Below are 12936 nucleotides of genomic sequence, written 5' to 3'. Positions count from 1 at the left end.
AATATTTCAAAATTCTTTAAATTTGGCTTCTTAAATTAATAACGATAAATATACTTGTTTTTCATCAGTAAAATCATAACTTAAAGCAAATAAAATGAGCTTTAAGTTAAAATGACTCTAGATAATTTACAGCAAAATTCACTCAAGTATAAAGCTTAAACAATCGCAAAACTTTATCATGACAATAAAAAATAGGCTAAGGTTTTTGTAAAAATTTACAAAAGGCTTTTTAAACAAAAATATCTAAAAAGCCAATGTTTTAACAACTAACCATCTGTGCTAAGCCACCAAGAGATGTTTCTTTGTATTTTGAGTTCATATCTTTGCCAGTTTTATACATAGTTATAATAACTTCATCAAGCGTAACATGTGCTGTATAATCACTCTCTAACGCTAATTTTACAGCACTTATGGCTTTTATAGCACCCAAAACATTTCTCTCAATGCAAGGAATTTGAACCAATCCACCAACAGGGTCGCAAGTAAGTCCTAAATGATGCTCCATAGCAATCTCAGCAGCACTTAAAACCTGAGCAGTGCTTGCCCCACTAACTAAAGCCATACCAGCTGCTGCCATAGATGAAGCCGCACCTATTTCAGCTTGACATCCAGCCTCTGCACCGCTAATACTTGCATTTTTTTTATATAAATACCCTATCGCACAACATGTTAAAATAAAATCAACTATCTTGTCCTCATCCATATAAAAACGATGATTAAGTATATACAAAAGTACAGCTGGCACAACACCACAAGCACCATTTGTAGGTGCAGTGACTACCTTGCCACCACTTGCATTTTCTTCAGATATAGCCCTAGCATACATAGCCACATAATCTATCATCGCTAGTGGATCTAAATCCTTTTTTGGATTAGTTTCTAAGCGTTTTTTAATAGCTGGCGCTAATCGTTTTAGCTTGATTATACCAGGGAGTGTTTTTTCATCTGAGCTTACGCCATTTTCGTAGCATTCAAGCATAGCCTTATATATATCCAAACAATACTTTTTAACATACTCTTTTGAGTGTAGCTCGCACTCACGTTTCATTGCAATTTGCGCTATTGTTTTATTATGCACTCTACATAACTCAGATAGCCTTTGAGCTGAGTCAAAATCAAACTCAAGCTCTTTTTCATCGCCATTTGCACCACTTGCACTCATAAGTTCCTCTTGTGTTGATACAAAGCCACCACCAGTGGAGTAATAAGTTTGTGATATGATTAAATTAGAATTTTCATCATATGCCTGAAAAACTAAGCCATTTTCGTGCAACTCAAGCATTTTTGGCTCAAAAATAACATCTTTTTCATAGTCAAAATGTATATATTTTTCGCCATTTAAATTTAGCTTTTTAAGCTTAAACACATCATTTATGATATCGCTTTTTATCTGCGGTGTTACATCTTTTGCTTGGACGTTATTTAGCCCTATTAAACACGCAATATCGGTTAAATGCCCCTTGCCTGTTAGGCAAAGTGAGCCATGCAAAGTCACTTTTACACTATGCACACGCTCTATCATATCAGAGATAAGGACGCAAAACCTACACCCAGCTGTAATCGGACCTATAGTATGAGAAGAGCTAGGTCCAACTCCGATTTTAAAAATAGAAAGTATCGAATCCATTTTGCACCCTTAGTTTAAATTTCAAAGCATTTTTATGATAATACTTAGTATTGTTAGTGATCCCATAACAAATACAAATATATCAGTAAATTTATTTTTAAACTTAGCCATTGAAGGCACTGTATAAATCGCAACAATTGGCATGATAAATAAAATAGCAGCAATAATTGGACCACCTAAATCCTCGATAAAGCCTAAAATACTTGGATTTACATAACCAACAGCAATGATTGTGACATACATAAAAATAGTAGTTATGGCGTTAATTGTTGTATTGCTAAGTCTTTGTACTCCATCTTTTTTGCTTGCTTTACGAATGATGCCATTAAGTCCTTCTCTAGCACCGTAATAGTGTCCAAAAAACGATGACAATATCGCCAAAAATGCAACAGCTGGACCAGCGTAAGTGATTACTGGATTATCAAATTTATTTGCAAAATATGACAAAATAGGTATATTTGCCTCTCTAGCAGCGGCAAAATCGGCATTATCTAAGCACATAATGCATGAAAAAACAAAAAGCATAACAAAGCTTAAAAGTGCAGCTGATGTGTGAAATTCAATCTGATTTGTCTTTGCATTTTTATTTTCACCATACTCTTTTTCTATACTTAATGCAAACGTCGAAACGGCTGGGCTGTGATTAAATGCAAATACCAAAACAGGAAGTGTTAGCCAAACCACAACAACAAAATCTTTGGCACTTGGCATACTTGCGATAGCATCAAACTTCCAATTTGGAACAAGATATAATGAGAATGCTAACAATATAAAACACAGCGGATAAACTAAACTTTCGCATACTTTTGTGACCTTTTCTTCGCTTAAAAGCATAACAGCCATCATAGCTGAAACCATAACAACTGCAAGGACTAAGCGATTTACCTGATCTAATCCAAGCTGATTTACTATAAATGAATCAACAACATTTGTGATGCCAACACCGTAAGCCAAACATATCGGATATATCGCAAAAAAATAAAGCACCGTAACAGCAAAACCCCAGCCAAAACCAAAATGCTCTTCAACAACCTTTGTAATATCTGAGCCTGGCTTTGAGCTAGAATTTACAAATCTAGCCAACGCTCTATGACTAAGCCATGTCATAGGAAATATCAAACAACACATAACAACAATCGGCCAAAAGCCACCAGTTCCTGCACGTATAGGCAAAAACAGTATTCCAGCACCAACCGCCGTCCCAAATAGCGACCACATCCAACGTCGATCAAAGCTATTCATTTTTGAATTATTCATAGCAAATCCTTAAAGTATTAATATTTAGTTAATTGTTAAATTTCGACACAATCAAAACTTAACGCAGACCACAAAATGGCAACTACATCTGACACAATTATAATAAAATATTATAACTTAAAAATTAAAATTAATAAAATTTTATTAAATAATTGTGGTAATTTTAAAATTTTAATGCTTTTAATTTTCTTAAAAATTTAAAATTTATTTCTAAATTGCTTGTTTTATCATAAATTTATATTTATAATTTATTGATATAAAACAAGAATTAATCTTAAAAATTTTGATAATATTTTAGCAAAGGATTAAAATGACAAATGAAAAATTTCATTACGAAGTTACAACTGTTACAAAATTTATTCAAATATACTGCGATGACAAGCATCAAGATAGAGAAAAAAATACAGAAAATATAAGCATTGACTACAATGATACAGACAATGTTGTTAGTGTAAATTTTCATCTATGTAAAGAGTGTAGTGATATGGCAAAGCACGCTTATTATCGCCTAAGTCAATGTCCGCACATAGAAAAACCACGCTGTCATAAATGTCCGCATCCATGTTATGAGCTAGCAATGTGGAAAAAAATGGCAAAAATGATGAAATATAGTGGCATGAAGCTAGGTTTAAATAAAATAAAAAGACTATTTTTTGGATAAAATATAAAATTCTCAAGCATAACACTTGAGAATTTTAATGTCACTCTTCTAGTAATCTTTCATAATGTGCGTCATAGTTGTTTATGTGAGCACTATCTAATTTAAAAAATATCGTATCTATATCCCTAACACGTGTGTAAAATGGTAGTTGATAATACTCAACTTCACCAGTTTGAAACTCTTTAATAACTTTAAAGCTTTGGCAATCCGCAAAAACACCACGATTATTCATCGCTATAAAAATAAGTCCAGCGGCACTCTTTGAACACATTTTTCTAAAATCATCGCGACTAGGATTTGGCTTATACTCATAACTTAAATACGCACCAACAATATCTGGATGGATAAACGTAATTCCACTAAAAGCATTTGTAATTTCATCGAAAATTTCCTTATTAGGCACGACTATTACAGCACGAGAATATAAGAAGTTTAGTATGACATAATCTCCACTTTTAGGTGCAATTCCAGGCAAAGGCAGAGCCTTTTGCTCTAGTGAATCAAATACTTCAAATCTAATTTTAGCAAAGCCTTTATTTTTTTCCAGCACACTCACACGTGCAATAATAGAGCTGTCATTTGAACTAAATTTATGTACAACAACGCCGCTTGAACCAACAACAATATCTGGTGCATCTACGATAGTAGCCGTGCCATCATCTTCTACATCAATAATGGGTGTTTTATACTCTTTAAAATTTAAATTAACTCCATAAAGTAAATTTAGAGCAAATACAAAACTAAGCAATATTTTTTTCAATTTTATATCCTTTTGTGAAAATTTTTGCAGATTATAGCCTAAATTGCTTTATTTTTTGCATAATTTAAAGATTTTTTTAGTAACATTACGGATTTAACGAAGGGATAATGATGATTAAAATTCTACTTGCTGTTGCACTTACTGTTGTTAATTTGTTTGCAATTAAAGCAAGTGTAGATGAACTAAGATGGTCACAAGGGATGACGTTTTTGTCATTTTTGGGTCAAAACTCCTTACCATCATCACTTTATTACAATCTAACAAACGAAGACAAAGAGTCTGTGGCAGAAATATCGGCTGGATTAAAATTTCACATTTTTAAAGAAAATGATGAAATTTTACAAATTCTAATTCCAGTAAATGATGAATTACAAATACATATATTTAAAGATGGCGACAATAATTACCAGCTTGATTTTGTGCCTATATCGTATCAAACAAAAGATCTAGTGCTAAATATCGAGATAACAAAATCTATTTCAGAAGATATAACAAGCTATGTATCAAATGCACTTGCCAATGCTTTTAAAACAGCATTTAAAAATCAAAATATTAACTACAAACGCATTCAAAAAGGCGATAGAGTAACTATTTTTTACACACAAAAATTTCGCATGGGAATGCCATTTGGAACACCAGAATTGCACTCTGCAATGCTTCAAACCCAAGGCAAAACATACACAACATATAAATTTGAAAACAAATACTACAATAAATCAGGTAAAGAAGAGCGTCGCGTAAGCTTCGTGCGACCACTGCCAAATGCACGCATAACTTCTGGTTTTACATTAAAAAGATGGCATCCAGTATATAAAAGATACAGGGCACATCTTGGCGTTGATTATGGAGCACCAAGAGGAACGCCAGTAAAGGCTTCAGGTGATGGTTCTGTAAAATTTGTAGGGACAAAAAATGGCTATGGAAAAACCATAATATTATCACATCAAAATGGATACGAAACACTATATGCACACTTAAACGGCTTTGCAAAAGGTCTAAAAACAGGTCAAAAAGTAAAACAAGGCACACTAATAGGATATGTTGGAAGCACTGGCGTTAGCACTGGTCCTCATTTGCATTTTGGATTTTACATAGGCGATAAACCAGTCAATCCAGAAAATATGATGAAATCTGTAAAAGTAGCAACTGAAAACAAAAACGCAAGTAAATTTAAAGCAATAGTTGATAAATACACAAAAGAGTATAAAAAATATACAAAAGAAAATTTAACAACAGAAAAATATGAAAATTTTCAGAATGTGATTGAGTTTTAGCATGAATGAAGAGCTACAAAACGCACAAGAAATTTTGGATCAGCACATAGATGATAGTAATGAGATGGATTTAAGTGCATATGATATCGCTCAACATCTAAAAACTCTAAAATACCATGACGAAGAGTTATTTACCAAATACCTAAATAAAATAGATCCTCAAACGCTTGGCGATGTTGCAATTGAACTTCCTGAAAGTATGCTAAAAGATGTCATAGAAAATGTGCCATCCGAAAAAATAGTAGAAGCATTAGAAGAGCTTGAAAGTGATGACGCTACAGATTTGCTTCAATACATTGAAGAAATAGATGAAGATAAGGCACGCGAACTTTTTGATGAGCTAGACGAAGAAGATAAAGCAGACATCTTACGACTACAAAGCTATAATGACAATGAGGCTGGTGCATATATGCAAACAGAGCTTTTTTCGGCGTTTGCCAACGAAAAGCTAGGTGATGCTATAGCAAGATTAAGGCAATTAAAAGCAGAAGGAGAGTTAGAAAATATCTCTCAGCTATTTATCGTAAATCAAGACCGAGTTTTAGAACATGCTATCGCACTTGAAGAGCTAATATTATTTGATTTTTCAAAAACACTTAGCGAACTTATAAACGGTAGTGATAAATATGAACCATATACGGCTTTAGATAGCGAAAACATAACAGATGTAGCCGATAGAGTAAAAGATTATGACTTAAACGTAATAGCAGTAGTTGATAGTAAGGGCGTGTTGCTAGGACGTATTACGGCAGATGACATACATGATTTTATCGAAGAGAGTGCAACTGAGCAAATTTATAATCTAGCTGGTGTAAATGACGAAGCCGAAGAAGACGAAACGCTTATAAAAGCAGGTAAAGCACGTGCGGTTTGGCTATTTATAAATTTATTTACAGCAATTATTAGTTCATCGATTATTGGTATTTTTGATGATACTATAGCTTCATATGTAGCACTTGCTGTATTAATGCCAATCGTTGCCTCAATGGGCGGAAACACTGGCACACAAGCTCTTACAGTTACAGTTAGACGCCTTACGCTTGGAGAAATTGAATTTAAAGATGCTAAACATGTTTTAAAACGCGAAGTTGGAATTTCATTAATAAATGGTGCAATTTTTGGGCTATTAATGGGCATAGTCGCATGGATATGGTTTGATAAGGCACTTTTGGGTGTCGTTATTGCACTAAGTATGCTTATAAATCTTAGCTTGGCTGGTTTGTTTGGCACAATCATACCTCTTAGTTTAAAGCGACTAAATATTGACCCTGCAGTTGGCTCAGCCGTATTGCTTACAACATTTACCGATTGTATCGGCTTTTTTAGCTTTTTAGGACTTGCAAAATGGATATTACTGTAACTGATTTAAAAATTTTACCAATGGGTAAATCTGATTATGTTAAACCATTTAGAATGGAATTTATGCAAAATGGCAAACGTCGCATATGGGATTGCGTAAAGGTTCACAATAGCGTATCCATCATGCTATATCACAAAGAAAAAGATGCATTTTTATTTGTTAAACAATTTCGTCCAGCAGTATGGTATTCTCAAGAAAATTTAGGCTATAAAAGCGATGAACAAGGCTTTACTTATGAGCTTTGTGCTGGATTGATGGATAAGGGTTTAAGCGAGGAGCAAACTATACGTGAAGAGGTGCTTGAAGAGGTTGGCTATGAGATAGATGCAATCGAAAAAATAACCATGTGCTATACCGCTTTTGGTTTTGGTGGTGGCACACAAACGATGTTTTATGCCTGTATTGATGAGAGTATGAGAGTAAATGACGGAGGAGGCGTGGCCGAAGAAGCAATAGAGCTTGTATTTATAGAGCGGGCAAAAATGCATGAGTTTGCATATGACGAAAGTAAAGTAAAAGGCTTTGGATTTATGTATGCTCATCTTTGGTGGCAAGAAAAATTTGGAAATTTAAAGGATAAAAAATGAAAAAATTACTAATTATGCTAGTAGCATGTTGTGCTTTAATGGCTGGCGGTAGCGAGGCTTATACTGGAGGTGTTAAGCCAAGTGGAGAGAGTATATTAGAAAATGAGTATGACAAATCAGCTGCAATTTTTAAAGAAAGCTGTGAAAAGGGTCATTTGTATAATTGTTATAACCTAGCAAAATTTTACCTTGATGGTAGAGGTGTCATACAAAGCGAAGCAAACGCCATAAAATACTACCAAATAGCCTGTGATGGCAAACTACCATATGCATGTAGCGAATTAGCAATTATTTGGCAACAAAATGGTGATGTAAAAAAAGCAAACGAGCAATTCAATCATGCATGTGATTTAGGAGACGACAAGGCATGTCTTGCATTAGCAGTGGCATATTTTGATGGAAATGGTGTCAAAAAAGATTTACAAAAAGCAAAAAAATTAAGTCAAAAATCATGCAAAATGGGTAACGAAATCGCATGTAAAGCATACGAAAATATAAAAAACAGTAAATAAAATTATCAAATTGGATTTGCAAAACAAACCATAAATTATGATGTCAAATTCTTAGGCAAATAAATCTAAAAATTTGTTAGAATTTGACATTAAATAGCTTTTATATCTTTACTAAAAAACTGCTAAAATTAGCATACTAAAATATTATTTCACGGTCATTATAACAAACTTAAGCATATTAAAAATCTGCAAAATACAAACAATTTAACAACAAAACTATTGCAATAATCGTCAAAATGAGCCTAAAATAGACCGCAAAAAAGTTTTATAATTAGTTTAAAAATATAACTTCGCACAAGCACTATGCTCGTTTAGCATTGTTTTAAAAACAATAAAGATTTACACGATAAAAAACATTTAGACAAGTCGGTGTTTTAGTGTTTATATGCATAAAAACTAGTAATGATAATGCTGCACTCATGGCTTTTAAATAAAGAGTAATGTTAATTTGTAGCAAGATTAACAAAAATTACGAGTAAAAATCATCACAAAGCGATAATAAAGCAAATCAAATGATTTTTTATAAAGTTTAATATCTTTTAAAAAATACATTTTATGCAGATGATTAGTATTTGCTTTGTCTTGTTAATAGTTGCAAACAAAGCAAATCTTTTTATGTTGTTGCAAAATGAGTTTCTACTTCGCTCACTATTTAACCATGCAATGATATGAATATTTTTGAGTATTTTGTAAATACATTAAAGCAAATTTAAAGGCATTTTCTTAAAAAGCACTAAAGCATAAGAATTTATTATTGTGTCAATAAAAACAAATGTATTTATTACCTAAATTTCAAAGAAAATTTTGTGATTTCTTACCCCCCCCTCCAAAAAAAACAATCTTTAAACTGCAATGTTATAGATAAAAACAAGTATTTAATTCGTTAAAGAATTTCTAAAACAAATAAGGCTTATTATTATATTAAGCACTGCAAAAATAAATTTTAACCTAAAAGAAGCAAATAGCAAAAATCATATAAACAAATTTTGTCAAACAAGGTTAGATAAATTTAAAATCATTTCTTGTAAATCTATAAACAAAGCGAAGTAGTTCTTGAAAAGCTACGAGCGAAGCGAAGTAGAAAAAAAGATAATTTTATATTACACTTTTGTTATAAAGCAACAAACAAAGTGAAGTTAAAAGAGTGTAAATTTGGTTTAATAACAAAGAAAATCTATATGAAATTTTACTTAAATTATAAGAGAGTATGGTTGGGGTTAAGTGGGGGTGAAATTATAGGCATATCACAAGTAGTTTTTCAAAACATAAATGAAGCAAAGTAGCTCTTATCAAAGCAAAGTAGAAAACCAAACAATGTTATCTTGCGTCCAAAAGATATAAATTTATACAAAAGAAAATTCTAACAAATTTGATTAAATCAAAACAAAGTCATAGTTAAAAAATGTCTTTAAAGTGCAAACCAAAATAATCATACACAAGTTTAACAATAGTCGCACCAACTACACACAAAAACATTATTCTTATAAATTTAACCTCTTTTTTTACAACCAAATTTGAACCAACCCAAGCACCAGCAATTTGTGCCAACCCCATAAGTATGCCAACCACCCACAATATCTGTCCGCCAACAATAAATACACATAAACTTACAAAGTTGCTTGTAAAATTTAATGCTTTTGTGTTTGCAACAGCTTTTTTCATGTTTAGTCCAAGCAAGGCAACAAGTGCAAAAGTCCAAAACGATCCAGCACCAGGGCCAAAAAAACCATCATAAAAGCCAAGTCCAAGCCCAAATAATACATAAAATAGCTTTGAGCTCATTCTAGCAGCCCTATCTTCTTCACCTATTTTTTTTGCAAAAAGAGTATAAACAAATATAGCAATCAAGCAAAAAGGTATGATAATTCGTAAAATTTCAGCATCCAAATAAAGTATCAAAACAGTTCCAATACAAGCCCCAATAAATGTAAAAAGTATCCCCACGCCTATCTTTTTAAAATCAATCATACCCTTTTTATAAAAGTTAATCATCGCAGCAAACGTCCCAAAACTACCCTGAAGCTTATTTGTTGCTAATGCAACGTGCGGTGGTATACCAACAGCAAGCAAGGCGGGAACCGTTATCAATCCCCCGCCTCCAGCAATCGCATCTACAAATCCCCCAAAAAACGCAGCTACAATCACAATAGCATAAGCATATATTTCAAATTCCATCTTTAACCTTTTTAAATTACGTAAAATTTTATGTATCAAAATATGAAAATAAATACATAAAATTTTATAAATTATTTTACATATTCCATCTTATCTAGCCTAGCTAAGAGTGTTGAAATTTTATTAAGCTCTATTTTATCTTGTATCAAATTTCCAGAACAAACATACTCTATTTTATTTTGTTTTTCATAGTGCATAATTTCATCATTACACAGTGATTTTAATCTATTTAATGTTCCATCTATACCATCTATAAAGCTAATATGAGATGGCAAAATTTCTCTTAAGCTATCTTTAAAATAATTAAAATGAGTACAACCAAGCACGAGTGAGCTAAAATCATCAAAACAAATCTCAGAAAACTCGCCTTTTAAATACTCTTTTGAACTACTAAAATCTAAATTCTCCGCCATACTAACAAGCTTGGGCAAGGCAAGTAGCCAAATATTATCATTTGCATTTAATTTTGATATTAGTTTTTTTAATTTTTCGCCGTTTATTGTGGCTGGTGTTGCGATTAGAATTGTCTTTTTATCAAATTTATTTAAAGCAATTTTTATAGCTGGCTCCATCCCTACAATAGGCACGTTAAACATATTTCTAAGCACATTAATACAAGCTGATGTTGCCGTATTGCAAGCGACGATGATTATCTCACAGCCACTGTTTATTAAGTATTTACAAGCATTTATGCTTAATGCGGTTATCTCATCTACGCTTTTGGTGCCATATGGGACATTTTTTGTATCGGCATAATAGACAAACTCGACTCCACTAAAGCGTTTTAGTGCTGCATTTAATACACTTAGTCCACCAAATCCTGAGTCAAAGACCCCTACTCTCATTTTTTCTCCTAACAAAAAGCAAAATTATATAAAATAGTGGCTATAATCTGCATTAAAATTTCAAGGATTATGCGTGAAATACCAACTAGATCACAAGCAAGATTTTCAATCATCAATGTTGTTTTGGCTCACTCGCTACGTAAAATACAAACTTAGCTCGTTATCAAATAAAGAGTTAAGAGATCCACAAGCCTTAGCCAAAGCAAACTATCAACTAAACCGTGGAGTAGGCACTTTAATAGAGCTTGATGGACTTGTTAAACTAGCTAGAAACGCTGGATTAACAGGGATAAACACTTACTTTAATCCGCTTAAAAAACTATATGAAACGCTTTGTATGTATGAGCTAACAAGTTTAAAGCAGATAGATGAAGAGCTGCTAAGCGAAACTCTAGCATCGATAACTGGGGGACTAAGCGATGCAAGTAAGAAAAACTACCGCATAAGTGTTATTAATTTTTTCTCATATCTTGATAAACAAAATGAAGAAGATGGCAAGGCACATGTGTATAATGTAGAGCTTAAAAATTGGGGTGGTGTCAGTGGTGCTAGAGGGCAAAAACTGCCTGAGTTTATGAGCGAAGATGAAGTAAAAAGATTTTTAACCGCGATCGATGAAGCCGAGTTTAAATCAAACCAAAATCGCAATAAACTAATAATCAAACTCATAATTTTCACAGGTATTCGCGTTAGTGAAGCACTGAATTTAAAACGAAAAGATATAAGTGAAGAGGGCGATTTATACATCATACGAATACGCGGCAAAGGCAACAAATACCGCATTGTCATGATAAAGCAGCACCTAATAAGTGAGTATCTTCACTCAATAGCGATAAACTATATCAACAAAGAAGGATATCTGTTTATAAACAAAAAAGGCACACGACTAACCCAAGCCTATGTTAGCAGGATAGTTGAGCAAATACTATTTAAGGCTGGTATCAGAAAAGAAAAAAATGGTGCTCATATGCTTAGACACACGTTTGCCACCATGCTGTATAAAAAGCAAAAAGATATAGTTTTAGTTCAAGAAGCATTAGGACATGCTAGTTTAAACACATCAAGAATTTACACACACTTTGACAATGATAAACTAAAGTTAGCCGCAAAGGTAGCAGAAGATTTAAGCGAAGGTTAATTTATACAGTAACTTAATTATAAGCATATTAACATTATCTCTTTTATAAAAAATTATGCTGTAAGTATATATTAATCATCTTATTTAAAGGAGCAAAAATGTAAGACTATGTTGCTTAGCATGTTGTTAGCATTGGGGCTTCACGCTAATAATTTACTATCTAAGGCTACTGGTGGAAGTATTAATAATAATGCTTTTGGTGTTAAAGAGCTTAGTGTGTCTGAGATGAAAAATATCAAGGGAAGATATCGGCTTACTGGTGTTATAGATATTTCAAATACATCCGTAGCCGTTATAGCAATACCCCATTATGATAGCGAGCTTGGCTTGGTGTATAATGATGCTGGTTTATTAGATATTGAAAAAAGTACACTTAGAGATAGGGTATATGCGGATTAAATGTTACAGAATGCTACTTAAATTCACAAACTCAAACACATTCTCAAGCTAACAGAGATAGACTGTTGCAATATTATCAAGCGATGGGCAGCACTTATGATTTAATGCATTATGCATTAGTGTATATAATGGAAAAACGGATCAGAACTACACCAGGTGGAACACATTACCGTGCTAATGTTGCTAGACTCGGTGCTTTTGATTATTCAACCAGAACTATTCACAGTGTAAATTATGCTTTGGCACTAGAACATAATCCTATTGTTAAAGAAATACAAAAAGCTGCCGATAACGCACTCGTTTCTAGGTTAAACGAATTAGCCAAAATGCAAAGATAAGGA

Annotated in this window: 13 protein-coding genes; 8 read left to right on the top strand and 5 right to left on the bottom strand. The window is 32.8% G+C overall.

Annotation, left to right across the window (positions count from 1 at the left end):
* Positions 1–259 precede the first annotated feature (259 nt).
* Entirely contained in the window at positions 260–1627 is a 1368-nt protein-coding gene (locus tag LQU93_RS06880) for an L-serine ammonia-lyase (protein ID WP_229933149.1), read from the bottom strand.
* 21 nt (positions 1628–1648) lie between these two features.
* A complete protein-coding gene (locus LQU93_RS06875; protein ID WP_229933148.1) occupies positions 1649–2884 on the bottom strand; it encodes an aromatic amino acid transport family protein in 1236 nt (411 codons plus the stop codon).
* A gap of 310 nt (positions 2885–3194) precedes the next feature.
* Between LQU93_RS06875 and LQU93_RS06870 the strand changes: the two genes are divergently transcribed.
* Positions 3195–3545, top strand: a complete 351-nt coding sequence (locus LQU93_RS06870; RefSeq protein ID WP_229933147.1) for a nitrous oxide-stimulated promoter family protein — start codon at positions 3195–3197, stop codon at positions 3543–3545.
* A gap of 40 nt (positions 3546–3585) precedes the next feature.
* Here the strand turns inward: LQU93_RS06870 and LQU93_RS06865 are convergent, their stop codons facing one another.
* Positions 3586–4305, bottom strand: a complete 720-nt coding sequence (locus tag LQU93_RS06865) for a plasminogen-binding N-terminal domain-containing protein (protein WP_229933146.1) — start codon at positions 4303–4305, stop codon at positions 3586–3588.
* A 110-nt stretch (positions 4306–4415) separates the two neighbouring features.
* Here LQU93_RS06865 and LQU93_RS06860 point away from each other — a divergent pair, with 110 nt between their 5' ends.
* Genes LQU93_RS06860 through LQU93_RS06845 form a run of 4 tightly spaced genes read left to right on the top strand, consistent with a single transcriptional unit; the run spans position 4416 to position 8038 of the window.
* On the top strand, positions 4416–5579 hold the full coding sequence (locus LQU93_RS06860) for a peptidoglycan DD-metalloendopeptidase family protein (protein WP_268250056.1): 1164 nt from the start codon (positions 4416–4418) through the stop codon (positions 5577–5579).
* Position 5580: 1 nt separating this feature from the next.
* A complete protein-coding gene (mgtE, locus tag LQU93_RS06855) occupies positions 5581–6939 on the top strand; it encodes a magnesium transporter (protein WP_229933145.1) in 1359 nt (452 codons plus the stop codon).
* Positions 6924–7526 carry an NUDIX domain-containing protein gene (locus LQU93_RS06850; protein WP_229933144.1) on the top strand — a complete coding sequence of 201 codons (603 nt, stop codon included), beginning with the start codon at positions 6924–6926 and terminating at the stop codon, positions 7524–7526. Before mgtE ends, LQU93_RS06850 begins: the two co-directional genes overlap by 16 nt.
* Entirely contained in the window at positions 7523–8038 is a 516-nt protein-coding gene (locus LQU93_RS06845; protein WP_229933143.1) for a tetratricopeptide repeat protein, read from the top strand. Before LQU93_RS06850 ends, LQU93_RS06845 begins: the two co-directional genes overlap by 4 nt.
* Before the next feature lie 1395 nt (positions 8039–9433).
* On the opposite strand, the gene LQU93_RS06840 is transcribed toward LQU93_RS06845, so the two are convergent.
* Positions 9434–10213: a TSUP family transporter gene (locus tag LQU93_RS06840; RefSeq protein WP_229933142.1), complete on the bottom strand. Its 780-nt coding sequence runs from the start codon at positions 10211–10213 to the stop codon at positions 9434–9436.
* A 71-nt stretch (positions 10214–10284) separates the two neighbouring features.
* The gene (gene murI, locus LQU93_RS06835) at positions 10285–11058 is read right to left on the bottom strand and encodes a glutamate racemase (protein ID WP_229933141.1); all 774 of its coding nucleotides are present in this window, start codon (positions 11056–11058) and stop codon (positions 10285–10287) included.
* A gap of 73 nt (positions 11059–11131) precedes the next feature.
* Between murI and LQU93_RS06830 the strand changes: the two genes are divergently transcribed.
* The 3 genes from LQU93_RS06830 to LQU93_RS06820 all read left to right on the top strand — a co-directional run bounded on the left by LQU93_RS06830 (position 11132) and on the right by LQU93_RS06820 (position 12933).
* On the top strand, positions 11132–12196 hold the full coding sequence (locus tag LQU93_RS06830; protein WP_229933140.1) for a tyrosine-type recombinase/integrase: 1065 nt from the start codon (positions 11132–11134) through the stop codon (positions 12194–12196).
* A gap of 120 nt (positions 12197–12316) precedes the next feature.
* On the top strand, positions 12317–12595 hold the full coding sequence (locus tag LQU93_RS06825; RefSeq protein ID WP_229933139.1) for a hypothetical protein: 279 nt from the start codon (positions 12317–12319) through the stop codon (positions 12593–12595).
* Positions 12596–12723: 128 nt separating this feature from the next.
* The gene (locus LQU93_RS06820) at positions 12724–12933 is read left to right on the top strand and encodes a hypothetical protein (RefSeq protein ID WP_229933138.1); all 210 of its coding nucleotides are present in this window, start codon (positions 12724–12726) and stop codon (positions 12931–12933) included.
* Positions 12934–12936 lie beyond the last annotated feature (3 nt).

This window comes from Campylobacter majalis, assembly GCF_905120465.1.
Classification (GTDB): Bacteria; Campylobacterota; Campylobacteria; order Campylobacterales; family Campylobacteraceae; genus Campylobacter_A; species Campylobacter_A majalis.
The sequence above is the reverse complement of the archived record's forward strand: the minus strand, read 5'-3'. Positions and strand labels throughout refer to the sequence as shown.